We start from the raw sequence: 15,621 nt of genomic DNA on the forward strand, positions 1-15,621 counted from the left end.
GGTGCGAATTGGGCCATAGGGCGTAAATAATAGGCTATATCCGTATATTCCAGTCCGATTCAGAACAAAAACACCTGCAAAACCGCTCCAAGTAAACATGAATGGAAATCGATTTTTCAAGACGCAGACACGCATCTGCTTCAAGGGTACAACAATCGAGCAAGAATGTCTAAAGCTCTTATAACCCCGAAATGGTATCGAAAGACAAGTGTTCCAACTATTCGGGAAGAATTTCGAGGAAACAACCAGAGCCAATCATTAAAATATGTTTTTCCTTATGCTCTAATGCGACAAAAATAGGTAAATTATTTCGACATAATACACAATATGAATTATCATTCGTAGAATCATCGTGCATATTCCAATATTCTTTCTTTCAAGGAGGAATATTTATGTCATTTAAAATGCACTTTGGACACGACATCTATCATCTTCGCACGGATTCTCTCAAACTGACACAACAACAAGTTGCGGATGCTATCCCGATTTCCCTACGAGAATACCAAAAAATTGAAAAAGGTGAGTTGTCTCCTGGTTCTGAGATTTTTCTCCGCCTTGTCTTTTTCTTCAATATTGATATTCAAAAATATAGGGAAGACTTATGAACACAATTCCAGCGCATATTGGCTAAACCCGCGGCGTTCTCTATGTAGGATTCTACGGGTTTCCCCTTCCGGGAGTTCCAGTCGATAGCATTTCCGTTCATCCCTACCACAATCCTATTCTTCTGTCGTTTTGATATGATCTATTTGCTTTATCTGATCGTAAGCCTTCTATACTTTCCAACAGATCCCGATGCTTATCAAAAACGAGTGGAATATCATCTTTTTTAATTCTTGATCGTTTACTTTCATGTCTTTTCCTTATCTATAAAAAATTTCGATATATGCCCATCTTTGTGTGAGTCTGGTTCAAAAAAGTGACTATAAACAAAAAAAGCTACATTTCAAAACCTTGAAATGTAGCTTTTAGCTTGGTTGCGGAGGCAGGATTTGAACCTACGACCTTCGGGTTATGAGCCCGACGAGCTACCGGACTGCTCCACTCCGCGATATTTCTGCACCTTCTTGATGAGTGCAGAATTTATTATACTATACTCGTTTATAAAATGCAAGCCTTTTTTACGATTTTTTTGTTTTTCCTTTTTCAAACAGTAAAACTAGTCCCATTCCCAAAAGAATGCAGAGCACAGCAGCACCCATTCCCGCCAAAAAGGTTAAAAACTGGCTGTTTTCCCTGTATATCGAATTTCGATGTTCTTCTACCATTGCCTCTGAAACAGCGGTCGGTTCTATGAATCCCGAAGAGGCCTCTTCCTCTCCCACCTTCTTTGGTATGTACGCCTCCTCTGCCCCATCGGAATGGAGCATCGCATTTTTCAAGCTGCTGGATGCACTTTTATTCTTGGAAGAATGGGATTGATCCGTTACATCAGTCCCTACTTTTGTAGTGGTAGTCCTCTGTTCCTCCCCTCGCAAAACAGAAACAATGTATCGCTTTGTTTCCTTGCGATCGGAAGAACGCACTGTTACGACGATTTCCGTCGTACTTCCCGATTTATATAACGTTTTCCGATTGACAGAGATTGTTGCGCCTTCCGTAGCATTCGCCTGAAACGTCACAGACGATACCTCTGCATCTACTTGTAACGTATAATCCAAAATATCTGGAGAAAAGGGTGGTTCCAAATTTCCTACAGACGGCTGCAATGCGGTAAGGAAAAAGACTTCTTCAGAAAAATCGATCTCTTCCGCACGATTGACCGTCACCGTGTAGACTTGACGGTTTTTCTTATCTACAGAAACGACTGTGATTTTTATTTCAGTCGACGTCCCAGCGCGGTTTAACTTCTCCCGGCTGATACTTACCGCCCCTTCTTCCCCTGCATCCGCTTGAAACGTCAAATATTGGACTTCCGCATCCACATTCACAATGTACTCTGTAATATCTGGCGAAAAAGCAGGTTGCAATTCCCCAACCGACGGAATCAGTTCTGTTAGATAGGCTTCCCATTCCGGGTCCTCCGGCTCCTCTGCACGATTGACCTCCACGACATATTGCGCCTTTTGTTTTCGATCTTCCGCCGTGACCGTAATGGTGATAGAGGTTGTGGAACCCGCCTTCTGAAGGGTTTTTCGGTTGACACTGACCGTCCCATTTTCACCGGCCAACGTTTCAAATGTGACGCTCGACACTCTGTACGGGACATCCAATGTATAATAAAATGTATCGGGTGAAAAGGTTGGCGAAAGTTTTCCAGAAGAAGGGATCAAGCTTTTTAGAAAAGCTTGATCCGATTTTGGTGGAAGGACTTCTATGGCTACAGACTCTGAACAGGCAATATTCAACTGTTCTCCCTGCCAATTGCAAATCTGATCCACAGTAACATCCAATTCCGTACTTCCGGCCGATGCGCCGTCATTTACTTCAAATACATATGTTAAAATGGTCCCGGACAAAGCGGGCGCATGTCCCAAATCTACATTGCAGACATAGGTACTGCGCACAGGATTATTCGTTCCATCTGTCTGCAAAGTTTTGTTTTTAATCTGATCGGATGGCTCTACACGCAAAAAGGAGAGACGTGTATCGTCATAAGCGATGGAAACACAGAAACCCGCCAGATCCTCCAGCGTTGTCTCTGCATGAATGGTTAGTCTGACCAGATCTCCACCGCCAAAAGAGGCCGCATCCACAGAAAAAGTAAAACTTGGCTCAGATTCCGTTGTACAATTGGCAAAAGTTGTTGCACCCAAACTCCAAAAAATACTCAAACATAAGAGGAGGCCCCATACCTTTTTCAGCATTGCGAACCTCCTCTTCCAAATGTCCTTTATTCTTTTTTGTTCAGGCGGTAACAGCCTCCGTTGCCACTGGATTCCCAGCGCGCAATTCACGAATACGCCGCTTTTTCAATACCTGCAAACGGAATCGATTGTACCGCTGAATCACCGCAAAGGGCAGATTCCCAAGTAAAATCAAGAAGGCAAACACAAGACCAATTCCCAGGGAATTGACAACCAACATAACTATGGCGCACAGGCAATTTGTAAAATGCATCCATTCCCCGCGACAAGTCTCCATAATAAATTCGTCCAGGTATTCAATTGAGACATCGGTAAGGTGTGCTTTAGAAAAGCCTCCCTTCCCAATGTGCTGTGGTAATTTGTCCTTCCACAGTTGAATTTTCAATTTATCGCGATACCAACGTCCGCCTTTTTCCCAATGCTTGGGCAGATAGCGCGGCTTTGCGGCATCAAAGAAGGACGTATGAATCTTTACGCAAGCTAAAAATACCGCCACATGCCATGCGGCAATGATAATTACATTCCAGAGGAACATCTGGAGGCCTGATAAATCTCTGAGCACGAACATTCCTTCCTTCACAAAATCATCACCGACTTAGAAAAGCGGTGGATTCAAAAAACTATTTATGTTACCATGGACGCAGAAGCCCAAAATATACACAAAAATCGATAATCTTATTATAATACAAAGAAAAGGAGCATGCAATATGAAAGCACTTTTTATCGGCGGGACTGGAACAATCAGCGGCGCTGTTTCCGAGTTAGCGATTCAAAACGGAGTAGAACTAACCCTGCTCACGCGCAGTGGAAAAGGGCCAGAAGGCGCTGAGCAAATTGCCTGCGACATCAATGATGAAGACACCGCTTTTTCTATTTTAAAGGACCGCTCCTTTGATGTTGTAGCAGATTTTGTCGCATTTCGGCCGGAGCAGGTGGAACGCGACATCCGCTTGTTTCAAGGAAAAACCGAACAATACATCTTCATCAGTTCTGCTTCCGCCTATCAAAAGCCTCTGGTCCACCCCATTATCACGGAAAGTACGCCTCTATACAATCCCTATTGGCAATATTCGCGCGATAAAATTGCGTGTGAAACCCTTCTCATGGCAGCCTACCGTTCAGAGGGCTTTCCGGTGACGATTGTGCGGCCAAGTCATACCTATGGGGACCGTAGCGTTCCTGTCTCCATCCATGGAGCCAATGGAAGCTGGCAGATTCTCGCCCGTATGCTGGAGGGGAAACCGGTCATCGTTCACGGGGACGGCCTTTCCCTATGGACCTTTACACATAACACAGACTTTGCCAAAGGTTTTTGCGGCTTGATGGGAAACCCACATGCCATCGGAGAAGCGGTTCACATCACAAGCGATGAATCTCTCACCTGGAATGCTGCATTTTCTGCGATTGGACGGGCACTCGGTGTAGAACCTATTTTGCAACATATTTCCTCGGACCTCTTGTCCGCACTCCGTCCCGAGCTTCTAGGAACACTCTTGGGTGACAAAGCAAACTCCGTACAATTTGATAATACCAAAATAAAACGGCTTGTTCCAGACTTCTGTGCTACCGTGCGTTTTGACCAAGGAGTTCGCAGAACCGTGGACTATGTACGAGCTCATCCGGAATGCCAGAAACCAGACCCAGAGTTCGACGCTTGGTGTGACAGGGTAATAAAAGCTTATTCCTCCTGTATCTTCCATTTTTGATAAAAATCTAGGGCGCCTCAGCAGTTCATCTGAGACGCCCTTTTTACTTATCTAACAATCCATATTTTAAAGGCGGAGGGACTTCGTAGAAGTTTTCGGGGAATCTGCGTGCCGCTGTTTTCTCCTTTCCGCTGCACGCCCCACTGCTTTTTCCAATTCTACTACTGCTAAAGGCACCAATGCCAAGACTGCAACAACCAGCCACTGTTGTGCAGACAATGCAACGGTCTTAAAAACTTGGGCCAACGGTGGAATAACGATGACACTTAATTGTAAAGCTACACAGGCAATAGCCGCCAAGACGAGTTTCTTATTGCGGAAAATCCCCGCCCGGAAAACTGACTGCGAAGAGCGCATATTAAAGGTATGGACTACCTGCGAGAAGCTTAGAACGGCAAACGCCATGGTACGTCCGATCACCGGCGCCGTTGGGTCCACATCAAAAAAGATTCGTCCGATACTATAGGCCAAAAGGGCCATGGAACCAATCAGACATCCCTCCACAAGGATGTTGTACCCCAAGCCTCCTGAAAAGATGCTCTGAGTCGGCTTTACTGGCTTGCGCTCCATAATATCGCGGTCAATCGGTTCGACGCCCAACGCCAAGGCCGGAAGAGAGTCCGTGACCAGATTGACCCACAACAGCTGGATTGCTAGAAGAGGTGTGGGCAGGCGCAATAAGAAGCTGACAAACACCGTCAATATCTCGCCTATATTGCAAGAGAGCAGAAAATGAACGGTTTTTTTGATATTTTCAAAGATGCCGCGCCCTTCTCGCACAGCGGAGACGATGGTGGCAAAATTGTCATCCGCTAAAATCATATCTGCCGCGGCCTTGGCCACATCGGTCCCCGATTGCCCCATCGCACATCCGATATCTGCTGTCTTTAAAGCTGGAGCATCATTTACCCCATCCCCAGTCATGGCCACTACCTCGCCGCGCGCCTGAAACGCCTGTACAATGCGCACCTTGTGCTCCGGGGAAACACGCGCAAATACGGTGTATTGATAGATGTCTCGCGTTAATTCCTGCTGGTTGGTCCGATTCAGTTCCTCCCCAGTCATCACCGACGTTCCAGGTGTTAAAATCCCTAAATCTTTTGCAATCGCTGCGGCAGTAGCCGCATGATCTCCTGTAATCATAATTGGACGAATTCCAGCACGGCGGCAAAGGGCCACTGCCTCCTTTGCTTCAGGCCGTGGCGGATCGATCATGCCGATTAAACCACAGAAATTCAAGTTTTTTTCTAGGTCTTCCCGGTCTTTGGGAAGAGCAGGCAAATCCTTATAGGCCACACCGAGTACACGTAAGGCTCGACGAGCCATCGCTTCATTTTGCGAGGACGCTGACCGGCTGGTACAATGCGCCAGCAATACATCTGGTGCGCCCTTGGAGATCACGCGGTATTGACCGTTCGCTAATCTGTGAACCGTGGTCATCATCTTCCGCTCCGATGTAAATGGAATCTCGAGTACCCGGGGATAAAGTGCATCCAGTTCTACCTTTGAAGTGGAAGTAGCATGAACCAACGCCGCTTCCGTTGGGTCTCCATGTACATTCCCTCCGGAAACAGTACAATTGTTGCACAGCACAGCCAACTTCAGCAAATTTTGGCCCTCGGATGAGTCTAGGCGCAGTTTGCCTGAGGCGGTTGCCAGTTCAACCACAGTCATTCGGTTCTGCGTGAGTGTGCCCGTCTTATCGGAACAGATTACACTGGCACTTCCAAGTGTTTCAACCGCGGGCATCCGGCGGACTATCCCGCGCTTTGCCGCCATACGGCGGACACCAATAGCCAATACAATCGTTACCACTGCCGGGAGACCCTCTGGAATAGCCGCAACCGCTAAACTGATGGATATTAGAAACATCTCCAACGGCTGGACATGCTGGAAAAGTCCCATGATAAAAATAACTGCACAAATCACTAAAGCGCCAATTCCCAACCAGCGGCCAGTCTGCTCTAGTTTTCGCTGAAGTGGCGTTTGGGGTGATTCCTGCGAAGAAATCATATGAGCAATTCGCCCTACTTCTGTCTGCATCGCTGTGGCAGTAACAATTCCCATCCCATGCCCAGAGGTGATGGAACTTGTGGAAAACAATAAATTCCGCCGGTCACCCAAGGGAGTTCCGGATGGATAAGTCCCTTCTGCCCGTTTCGAAACCGGAAGGCTTTCACCTGTCAAAGCGCTCTCTTCCGCCTTCAAGTCGTAACTTTCCGTCAAGCGGAGGTCTGCAGGAACCAGATCGCCGGCCTTTAAGAGAACCAAGTCGCCGGGGACTAATTCAGCCGCCGCAACTGTTCGCTCCACTCCGTCACGTATCACATGCGCGTGTGGGCTGCTCATCTTCTTGAGCGCTTCAATTGCCTTTTCCGCGCGGCTCTCTTGTACTAAGCCAGTAATCGCATTGATGACAACAATGGCTAAAATAATGATCGCGTCTATGTAGTCGTCGTCCTTCTGTAAGTAAGAGGTGATAAAGGAAATTCCCGCTGCAATCAAAAGGACAATGACCATGAAATCGGAGAATTGTGCTAGAAAGCGCCGCATGAAACTCTTTTTCTTTGGCGGTTCCAATTCATTTTTCCCATATTCCCGCAACCGGTTACGAGATTCCCTGCTGGAAAGTCCATTATGCGCGTTGGTTCCCAGCCGCTTTTCACATTCTGCCTTTGTTAAGCATTGCCATTCCAATCGCAGTCCCTCCTATCGCCGCCAAGCGGCGGGTTTCTTTTTCTTGTTCTTCTTTTCATTATATGAAAGGGTTACACAAACTATTATCCCACCGTCCTTGCATTTCTCATGGGAATTCACTATCACAACGCAGCAAGGTTATGTTATAATAAGCCTTATTATTTCGAATCATCTGACAACGGATACAGTAGAAAGGCGTGATTCTCTGGAGTTCCACATCCGTTTCAGTATACAAAAAATATCGTATGAAAGGCCCTTTCCACCCAAATAAAAGGAGGATGCCCATTGGATCAAGTAATCATGAATTTCGTGCAACAAAATCTACACAATGCAGTTACAGATATTGTTTTTCCCATCATCACAATGCTTGGAGAAAATGGTTTTATCTGGTTACTCCTCATTTTCATATTGTTGTTGAACAAGAAACACCGCCGTTGTGGGGGGATGTTACTTCTGGCGTTAGCTTTGACCTTCCTGCTTGGTGAGTTTGTTCTCAAACCAATCATTGCACGGCCCCGTCCCTTTATGGATGACCCCAGTGTTGCTCTGTTGATTCCTCCCCCGAATGGCTTCTCCTTCCCGTCGAACCATGCCTCTTCATCCTTTGCGGTAGCTACCATGTTGTGTTTCTATCACAAAAAGGCTGGAATTGCCGCCCTGGTGTTGGCTGCTTTGATCGCATTCAGCCGGGTTTTCTTGTTTGTACATTATCCAACGGATGTGATGGCTGGGGCTGCTTTGGGAATCCTCTGCGCGGTCATTCTTCACGTTCTGTTACAACTTTGGAAACGTAAAAATGAAAAAAAATACAATCAGTAATCCAATTTATACACTCTGTTTTCTTATTCACGAAAATTTTGTACAACTTTCAGTCGTTTTTGAATAAAAATGTCTCTTTTACCATGGAATTTTTATCTTTTTCCCCTCATTTCGACACAAGATATATCATTCAAATTGCCATTTTTAGGAAGATGTTGCGTAAACAATTGTTTTGTTGAATATTTTATTTTTCTTCTATTGCTTTATTCTTCCTTTTTCTCTATCATTATAAATATCTTTCGAGTGAATTGTGGTCACTGACTAGATTTTTAGAACGAAGGAGGATGTATGACATTGACGAAACATATCGGAGATATCCATCTGCCGAACGCCAATCTACATTATTATCTTTTTGGCAACCCAGAAGATGGATACTGTATTGAGATCACGTCTTGTAAGTGTGAACGAGCATGCGGCTTTGTCTCTTCAGACCTACAATATGCAGAACAATGCGTCAATCAGCTCTTTGAGGGCATGGCGTTTCCCAGTAACTTAGACGATTATTTGGAAGATTTCAAATTTGATAATGATTCCTATTGACTTTCGAAACAGGTTTGATTATACTGTAGGAGGCCCCTTCCAAAAAAGCCCATTTTTTGGCGAACGGGTGATGCGCCTGCATAAAAGCGGGTGCAGCGCAAACGATAATAAAGCCACCATTAAGAAAGAAAAACCGATGATGTAAGGAGTCTTGCGTGATGAAAAAGTATGTTTGCACAGCATGTGGTTATGTGTACGATCCCGCAGTGGGAGATCCGGACAGTGGTATCCAGCCTGGCACCGCTTTTGAAGACATTCCGGACGATTGGGTATGCCCTCTCTGCGGCGTAGGCAAAGATATGTTTGAGCCCCAGGACTAAGAACCGGGACCAAATCAAACGAGAAGTGATGTGTTTGCCTGCCCATAAGGATGGGAAAAAGGGAGGAACGGGACTTTGAGGAAGACGGAACGAACGAAATCTTTTCGATCCGGCAGAGGCAAAGCATCCTTCCCCTATCTTCTATCCTTATGGGTGGGCTTCTCTATGTTTTAATCTGGAAAGGAATGATAAATGAATGAGTGCAATCAAACTGAAGGAAAATCTCTATTCGGTCGGTGTTCTGAATCCGTCCCTGCGCGTCTTTGACATCGTGATGGAAGCGCGCTATGGTACAAGCTATAACGCCTATTTGATTACCGGGGAAAAGAATGTTCTTGTGGAGACTGTAGAAGTCAATTTCTTCGATGAATACCTGAACAACATCCAGAGCGTCGTAGATATTTCCAAGATTGACTACCTCATTATGAACCACACCGAGCCGGATCACTCCGGTTCAGTGGCGAAACTGCTGGAAAAGAATCCGAATATCACGATTGTATGCACCACAGCAGCCCAGAAATACCTGCGCGCCATTGCAAACCATGATTTTCCGTGTATCGTAGCAAAGCATGGCGATAAGTTGGACATCGGTGGCCAGGAGCTTGAATTCATTGTCGCTCCGTTACTTCACTGGCCAGATTCCATGTTCACCTGGATGCCGCAGCAAAAAGTTCTGTTTACCTGCGACTTCTTGGGGGCCCACTTCTGCGAACCTACTATGTTGGACAGCAATATTCATTACCCGGAACAGTACCTGGGCGAGGTAAATTACTATTACGCCTGCATTTTCGGTCCATTTAAGCCCTATGTGCTCGCCGGCCTGGATAAGATCAAAGATCTACCGGTCGAGATGGTATGCCCAAGCCATGGTCCCTGCCTTGTGGAAGGTATTTCTCGCATTCAGGGCCTTTATCGCGAATGGAGCACACCCACAGCGCCGACCGGAAAGAAGATCGTAGGGATTCTTCATGCTTCTGCGTATGGTTGCACCACCAAGTTGGCACAGGCAGCCTATGAGGAATTGAAGAAGGACCCCAATTTGGATGTTCGCCTGATGAATGTCGTGTTTACACCTCTTGCGGAAGCAGCGGCGTTGGTCAACGAAGCGGATGCACTGTTGGTCGGTTCTTGCACCATTAACCGCGATGCGCCGAAGGTTGTGTGGGATGTTTTGGCTTCTGTAGATGCCATCAACACCAAGCAAAAGCCTGTCGGTGCCTTTGGTTCTTATGGTTGGAGCGGTGAAGCGGTTCCAATGATGAAATCGCGCATGGAGCATCTCAAATTCAAATTTATCGGCGACGGCCTGCGTGTCTGCTTTATGCCGACCGAAGAGGACTTCGAAGCTATGCGGACTTATGCGAAGGAAGTTGTCTCTAATCTGAAATAACAACGTCGTTTCATACATGTTCAAAAGGGCGGATGCAAATGCATCCGCCCTTTTGAACATGTATGATAAGAATGGTTGTTATTAGAGTCCCTATCCCTAAGGCTGTACGGCAGGGTAAGGGCTGGTATTGGTATTATTCTCCTTTTTATTCGATAAACTTTCGCGTCATCCCTCTGAACGTCCTCTTTTTCGTTTCTTGCAGTTACCAGACAGCGCAAGTTTATTTTACAACAAAAGAAGTTTTTCATTCTACTTCTTCGATATAAGCCCTCTTTTAAACGACGTGACGATCAAGCTGTTTTCTTTATACAAAAGGCGTCCATGTATCGTGACATGGGCGCCTTTCCAATCGGATTCATCATTTCAAATGGTTTCCTTCCCGCCTCCTTTATCGATCGATACTACGGGCAGGTTCATACATTGGCCTGGCCGCTCTCGAAAAGATTGTTGATTGCAGGGGCATCCACTTGGGTGGATACCAACAACTCACCATTTCCCAAACGCAAATAAACTCGATTTCGCTGCAACCAAATCTGGATGCGCTGTGTCTCCTCGCCCTCCTTCGGCTGGATACGCACTTCATAATCGGCATTTGCAGGCAAAAAAGGAGGTTCCGTTGCCGGCCGTGCTGACCCAAGCATCTGGTCAAGGACATCCAAGGGCGCCTCAGCGGTCAACGTCGTCAGAGGGGCTGCCGCTCCACCGCGATACACAATTGCAGAGGGTTCCTGTTTTCCACATCCGCCAAGTATCCCAGCGCAAATCAGCGTTATCAAAGCCATCGCCATCCATTTTTTCATCTGTCGCCGTCCCCGCCGCTCTTGCCCGGGGCGTTCCTCCCTTCCATCAACATGGCTCTCCTCGTACGGGCTTCCCCAAAACCGCCAAGTTCTGTGCCCGTACAAGTGCATCTTCTGTACTATTAGAAGCCTCTATTTGTAATACACATCATACACAAGTTTTCTTTCAAAAAAACTGAAAAAAATCTTACAAAATTCTGTCAATTTTCTGGAGTATACCACCCTAACTTCTTCAGGAACTGTACCACTTGCAAATCGTTTTGCTTCTCTGTTAGAACATATTGATTGACAGGAACCCAAATCTTCCCCTGATACTCTCCGGCCAGTTCCTGTAGGCGACCTCCTTCTTTTGGTTGGAGAAGGCCGTCATTGCCACAAACCAGTGTCAATCCAGTCAACCTCGCACTGTAGTCTTCATGTCCTGTGATGTCCATATTCAAAGTATCCTGACGCAGGGCTTCCAGAAGCTCTTTCTTTTGCATATCGTTCAGGCGGTAAGTCTTTGAGGCCATCTCCGAATGCTCATCATAGTTTTCTACCTCAATCTCACTGATCTCTTCTGGCTCGAGATAGAACAGTAGATTGCCGCTTGTTTTATATTCTTCTGAGTTGACAATACTTGCGCTCTGCTCCTGTAAGTCCTGCACCGCACTATCGGTATCGAACTCCTCGAATCGAGTATTCCGGTATTCCCTGCGGAACGTATCCCCGTTTTTCAAATGATAGACAAATTGATACTGTATGCCGCCCGTTTCACGGTTCATTGAGAAAGGGAACCCCATTTCCTTTTGGAAATCAATCACTGCCTGATGAAAAGTCAACACTTTTTCCAGATTTTCTTTTTGACAGAGCTTCGGATTCTGTTCCGCTAGGGATTCATACTGTTCCCCTTGAATGGTAAAATGGTCGGAACCGAATTCCTGGTAGTACGTATAATCCTCAAAGGTGACGCTTTCAATATCCTCCAAATTGGGCATGCGATCGACATAGCCAAAGGCTCCGGTTGCCACCACTCCATAAAAGATCACAAAAGCGCCCAAAAAGACAGCATACCCCGCAAGGCTTCGCTTCATGCGGGTAAATCCACGGGAATAAATGGCTTCGACCACCATATGTGCTGCGAAGGACCCTAAAAGCATACCGATCAGGAAGTTGGCCGTACTGGAGTAATACCAATACAGCATGTAACCCAAGCTGAAACCACCCACCGCGGTAATCAGGAAGCGAATCAATCCCTTTGGAATTTGAAATGCAAACGTGTTTTCAGCAGTTTCGCTTTTTCTCTTCCTATATAGATAGACGCTTAAGAAAGCCAAAAAGACGGTTAAAATCGCCCACCAGACAAAAAAAGTTGAGGAATTCGTCGTATGAAGGAAAATACCGACAAAAGGAGCTAGGGCGACAAAAAGGGTACTGCCTAAATCGATACTGGGGCTAAAACCCGGCAATAGGCAGCCGATTAAGTAAATACAGGAATAAACCAGAATCGGAAATGACAGATTGACGCCGATAACAGAAAGAACCATGTCAAGCGTAGTACCGCTACAAACAGCCATCAATACACAGAAGAGAAAAGCCGCTGCAAGCACCAGCATAAGGCCCAGTACCTGTAAGAACAAACCGCCAATCTGTACCCCTTTATCCTTTATATCAAAGAACAAGGCAATCAATGCCGTAATCCCCGTATTGAGCAACAGCGGAACATACAGTGCCGTCAACCCAGCTAGGACACGGCCGAGCAGCATAGCGGACCTCTGTACCGGCAATGCATGGAATAGGTCTGTACTCCGCTTATTGTGCATATAGCGGAACAGCTGAACGGCAAACAAAAGCGTAAACAGGACGCATAGGCTGGAAACCGTTAATAACATGGTATATCTCACGATGTCCCCAAACACGTTTGCATATTGTTCCGATATTGGATAGACTTCCAACGTCATGGAATCCGTACGGATATTCGCATTTGCCAAACCAAATAACACCACGGCCGGAAACATTAAAAAAAGCAGGGTCGCGAACAAAGCCATCATTCCCCGGTTCCGTTTGATGGACCAGCGGTATGTCTCTGTGAATGCATGTTTCCAATTAGTTGAGGATGTTCTCGATGTCATAGCCCGCCACCTCCATTTCACTGATAAATACTTCCTCCAAAGTAAGCGGTAAAACCTCCGCAAACACCGGATGCAAGGCATTTATGCGCTCTAAAATTTGTTCTTTTGTCCCCCGCGCTACAAAACTCACCAAGGAACCGCGCACTTCCGTCTTTAAAATGTCAAGCCCTTGGAAAGCATCCGGTTCTGGAAGGGGTTGGAATACAGCCTGAACCTTGTTGATTCCCAGCTTTAGCGCATCCAGCTCTCGCTCGAAGAGCACGCCGCCTCTGTGGAACAGGCCCACGTGATCGCAAAAATCTTCCAACTCCCGCAGGTTATGCGAGGCAATCACCACCGTCATCCCGCGATCTACAACTTCACTTCCGACAATCCGCTTTAAAAGTTGACGCATGACTGGGTCCAATCCATCGAAAATCTCATCCATCAACAGAAGGTCTGGTTGGGCTGCAATCGCACAAATCAGGGCCACCTGACGCTGCATTCCCTTTGACATATTTCCAATCCTAGCCTTACGGTTTATAGGGAACATGCCACAGCACGCTTCGTAACGCTCCTGGTTCCAGTTTGGATATAAGCGGCTATAAAAGGCTGCCATGTCATCCAGGGAGGCCTGTGGGATAAAGTAGGGATAGTCTGGAATAAAAAATATACGCGCCTTTACCGTCGGGTTCTCAAACGGTATTTCTCCATCCAAAGTGATGCGGCCGCCATCGGGCTGGTAGATCCCGGCCAATGTCCGCAGAAAGGTCGATTTTCCTGCACCATTGCTTCCTACCAGGCCAAAGATCGAACCGGACTGAATCTGAAAGGAAATCTGGTCGAGCGCGGTGATCCCACCAAAGCGTTTTGTCAGTTGATTGGCTTCAATCATTCTTGTCACTCCCCTCTTGTCTGTTGGTGGTGGATACCCCACCACGATATACCTCTTCAATGCAGTGTTGCACTTCGTCCAGTGGAAGCCCACAGTCTAAGGCCATACCAGCTGCTTCCTGCAACTTTTGGAGAGCCTGTTCCCTCTGCTGAGAACGTGCATTTACTGTCTCCGCAATAAAAGAACCCTTTCCAGGTACGGAGTAGATGATCCCATCACGTTCTAAGAACTGATACGCTTTCTGTACGGTATTGGGGTTTACACCCAATTCCTGTGCCAATGCCCTTACAGATGGAAGCTGTTCATTCTTTGCAAGTGCTCCGAGCGCAGTCAACCGCGTGATGTTTTGGTATAGCTGTTCATAAATGGGAAGCCGGCTCCGGTAATCCAGCGAAAACAACACATCCTTCACCGTCCTTTCTGTATTATGTGTATTAATACAGTAAAACTATATCATATCTCTGCCTCCCTGTCAATCGGCAGGGAAGCAGTTGGGAAGGATCTCTGCACGGCGCAACGCCTGTACGGTTAGTAGCAAACATACCAAATAAACCAACAACAAAAAGCTATTGGCAGCCAATGCAAAATACAACGCTGCAAGCATTGCCAAGGGATGAATCTGTGTGGAAGCCGCCAATAGTTTTGGTTCCAATATCTGGCGTACTCCACAAACGATGAGCCAGGCCGCCACCAAAAGGACGCCCTTTATTGGATTCCCTTGGACAAAAAATAGAAATGCCACTGGCAAATAGACGGCACCAGGGCCAAACACCGGCAGCAAATCCGCGAATCCAGCAACCAAACTCAAAACTAAAGGATACGGTACACCAAGGGCAAAGAGGATGCATAAAGTCTCTACAAATGTGATACAATACAGCAACAGATAGGACCCTAAATAACGCCCTCCCAAATGAACGCCGTGATGGGATGCCGCACGGAACAATTCACGCCCCCGGACAGAGAGCATGCGGGACAAACGCCTTCGAATCCGGCCCATATCCTTAGAGAAAAAATAAGTTGAGACAACCATCACAAGAAACATGGTCAACACGGCCGGAAGAGAAGTCAGAAACCCTAAGGCCGCGGTCAGTGCGCTAAGCAGAACAGAAGAGGCCGACTGCGCCAGGTTGAGCAGTTGCTTTTGATTTTCCTGGATAAAATCCTGATCCATCCGCTCAACCAGTTCTCCGGCCTGTAAAAACAGACGATTTAGCGGTTCCGTTAGGCGGCCGAGGTCCGCATCCCGAATCGCACGAATCAAGTTGCTGATCTCTCCCACCAACCATATTCCTAGAAGGGACATTGCACCGATCAACAACACATACAGAGCGGCCGTGGTGATGGCCGCAGCACAGCCTGCCGTTACAGGAAGTTTTTGACGCAGAAGACGCACCACTGGCTGTAACACCCACGCCAGGAGAAAGCCTGCCAAAAAAGGAAATGTATAGCGTAGCGTTGCAGTAAACAACCAGAATGCCCCGGTGTATACAAGAAAGAAAGCGGCATAAGCCCTTCCTCTAGCCAATAATTCCCGATCCAGCACAGCAATCCCCCCAT

At 46.7% G+C, this 15,621-nt stretch carries 14 protein-coding genes and 1 tRNA gene; 6 read left to right on the forward strand and 9 right to left on the reverse strand.

The window, feature by feature from the left end:
* Positions 1-392: 392 nt before the first annotated feature.
* On the forward strand, positions 393-605 hold the full coding sequence (locus B9Y59_RS15805; RefSeq protein ID WP_085533285.1) for a helix-turn-helix domain-containing protein: 213 nt from the start codon (positions 393-395) through the stop codon (positions 603-605).
* Positions 606-974: 369 nt separating this feature from the next.
* On the opposite strand, the gene B9Y59_RS10260 is transcribed toward B9Y59_RS15805, so the two are convergent.
* From B9Y59_RS10260 to B9Y59_RS10270, 3 genes are all read right to left on the reverse strand, one after another.
* Positions 975-1,051, reverse strand: a tRNA-Met gene (locus B9Y59_RS10260).
* A gap of 70 nt (positions 1,052-1,121) precedes the next feature.
* Positions 1,122-2,807, reverse strand: a complete 1,686-nt coding sequence (locus B9Y59_RS10265; RefSeq protein WP_085533287.1) for a cadherin-like beta sandwich domain-containing protein — start codon at positions 2,805-2,807, stop codon at positions 1,122-1,124.
* Positions 2,808-2,847: 40 nt separating this feature from the next.
* Complete coding sequence (locus B9Y59_RS10270) at positions 2,848-3,369, reverse strand: glycosyl-4,4'-diaponeurosporenoate acyltransferase CrtO family protein (RefSeq protein WP_242967287.1); 522 nt, start codon at positions 3,367-3,369, stop codon at positions 2,848-2,850.
* Positions 3,370-3,514: 145 nt separating this feature from the next.
* Here B9Y59_RS10270 and B9Y59_RS10275 point away from each other — a divergent pair, with 145 nt between their 5' ends.
* A complete protein-coding gene (locus B9Y59_RS10275; protein WP_085533289.1) occupies positions 3,515-4,513 on the forward strand; it encodes an SDR family oxidoreductase in 999 nt (332 codons plus the stop codon).
* A 66-nt stretch (positions 4,514-4,579) separates the two neighbouring features.
* On the opposite strand, the gene B9Y59_RS10280 is transcribed toward B9Y59_RS10275, so the two are convergent.
* Entirely contained in the window at positions 4,580-7,210 is a 2,631-nt protein-coding gene (locus B9Y59_RS10280) for a calcium-translocating P-type ATPase, PMCA-type (RefSeq protein WP_085533291.1), read from the reverse strand.
* Between the two features lie 285 nt (positions 7,211-7,495).
* Between B9Y59_RS10280 and B9Y59_RS10285 the strand changes: the two genes are divergently transcribed.
* From B9Y59_RS10285 to B9Y59_RS10300, 4 genes are all read left to right on the forward strand, one after another.
* Positions 7,496-8,029 (forward strand): phosphatase PAP2 family protein, encoded by a 534-nt coding sequence (locus tag B9Y59_RS10285; RefSeq protein ID WP_085533293.1) that lies wholly within the window; start codon positions 7,496-7,498, stop codon positions 8,027-8,029.
* Positions 8,030-8,317: 288 nt separating this feature from the next.
* Positions 8,318-8,569 carry a hypothetical protein gene (locus tag B9Y59_RS10290; protein ID WP_054324555.1) on the forward strand — a complete coding sequence of 84 codons (252 nt, stop codon included), beginning with the start codon at positions 8,318-8,320 and terminating at the stop codon, positions 8,567-8,569.
* 158 nt (positions 8,570-8,727) lie between these two features.
* Positions 8,728-8,889, forward strand: coding sequence for a rubredoxin (rd, locus tag B9Y59_RS10295; protein ID WP_082402260.1), 162 nt, complete (start codon positions 8,728-8,730; stop codon positions 8,887-8,889).
* Positions 8,890-9,085: 196 nt separating this feature from the next.
* Positions 9,086-10,279: an FprA family A-type flavoprotein gene (locus B9Y59_RS10300; RefSeq protein WP_054324556.1), complete on the forward strand. Its 1,194-nt coding sequence runs from the start codon at positions 9,086-9,088 to the stop codon at positions 10,277-10,279.
* 413 nt (positions 10,280-10,692) lie between these two features.
* Here the strand turns inward: B9Y59_RS10300 and B9Y59_RS10305 are convergent, their stop codons facing one another.
* The 5 genes from B9Y59_RS10305 to B9Y59_RS10325 all read right to left on the reverse strand — a co-directional run bounded on the left by B9Y59_RS10305 (position 10,693) and on the right by B9Y59_RS10325 (position 15,607).
* Positions 10,693-11,079, reverse strand: coding sequence for a hypothetical protein (locus B9Y59_RS10305; protein ID WP_054324557.1), 387 nt, complete (start codon positions 11,077-11,079; stop codon positions 10,693-10,695).
* 200 nt (positions 11,080-11,279) lie between these two features.
* On the reverse strand, positions 11,280-13,190 hold the full coding sequence (locus tag B9Y59_RS10310; RefSeq protein WP_085533295.1) for a hypothetical protein: 1,911 nt from the start codon (positions 13,188-13,190) through the stop codon (positions 11,280-11,282).
* A complete protein-coding gene (locus B9Y59_RS10315) occupies positions 13,165-14,064 on the reverse strand; it encodes an ABC transporter ATP-binding protein (protein WP_085533297.1) in 900 nt (299 codons plus the stop codon). Before B9Y59_RS10315 ends, B9Y59_RS10310 begins: the two co-directional genes overlap by 26 nt.
* The gene (locus tag B9Y59_RS10320; protein WP_242967288.1) at positions 14,057-14,467 is read right to left on the reverse strand and encodes a GntR family transcriptional regulator; all 411 of its coding nucleotides are present in this window, start codon (positions 14,465-14,467) and stop codon (positions 14,057-14,059) included. The genes B9Y59_RS10315 and B9Y59_RS10320 overlap by 8 nt, the downstream gene beginning before the upstream one ends.
* A 69-nt stretch (positions 14,468-14,536) precedes the next feature.
* Positions 14,537-15,607: an AI-2E family transporter gene (locus tag B9Y59_RS10325; protein WP_158089003.1), complete on the reverse strand. Its 1,071-nt coding sequence runs from the start codon at positions 15,605-15,607 to the stop codon at positions 14,537-14,539.
* Positions 15,608-15,621: the final 14 nt, after the last annotated feature.

The sequence above is a fragment of the Anaeromassilibacillus sp. Marseille-P3371 genome, from assembly GCF_900169665.1.
Lineage (GTDB): Bacteria > Bacillota > Clostridia > Oscillospirales > Acutalibacteraceae > Anaeromassilibacillus.

Excerpts from the sequence above, each read along its gene's own strand:
- B9Y59_RS10275 (WP_085533289.1), top strand. The coding sequence starts at position 3,515 with ATGAAAGCACTTTTTATCGGCGGGACTGGAACAATCAGCGGCGCTGTT.
- B9Y59_RS10300 (WP_054324556.1), top strand. The coding sequence starts at position 9,086 with ATGAGTGCAATCAAACTGAAGGAAAATCTCTATTCGGTCGGTGTTCTG.
- B9Y59_RS10290 (WP_054324555.1), top strand. The coding sequence starts at position 8,318 with ATGACATTGACGAAACATATCGGAGATATCCATCTGCCGAACGCCAAT.
- B9Y59_RS10315 (WP_085533297.1), bottom strand. The coding sequence starts at position 14,064 with ATGATTGAAGCCAATCAACTGACAAAACGCTTTGGTGGGATCACCGCG.
- B9Y59_RS10305 (WP_054324557.1), bottom strand. The coding sequence starts at position 11,079 with ATGAAAAAATGGATGGCGATGGCTTTGATAACGCTGATTTGCGCTGGG.
- B9Y59_RS10310 (WP_085533295.1), bottom strand. The coding sequence starts at position 13,190 with ATGACATCGAGAACATCCTCAACTAATTGGAAACATGCATTCACAGAG.
- B9Y59_RS10265 (WP_085533287.1), bottom strand. The coding sequence starts at position 2,807 with ATGCTGAAAAAGGTATGGGGCCTCCTCTTATGTTTGAGTATTTTTTGG.
- rd (WP_082402260.1), top strand. The coding sequence starts at position 8,728 with ATGAAAAAGTATGTTTGCACAGCATGTGGTTATGTGTACGATCCCGCA.
- B9Y59_RS15805 (WP_085533285.1), top strand. The coding sequence starts at position 393 with ATGTCATTTAAAATGCACTTTGGACACGACATCTATCATCTTCGCACG.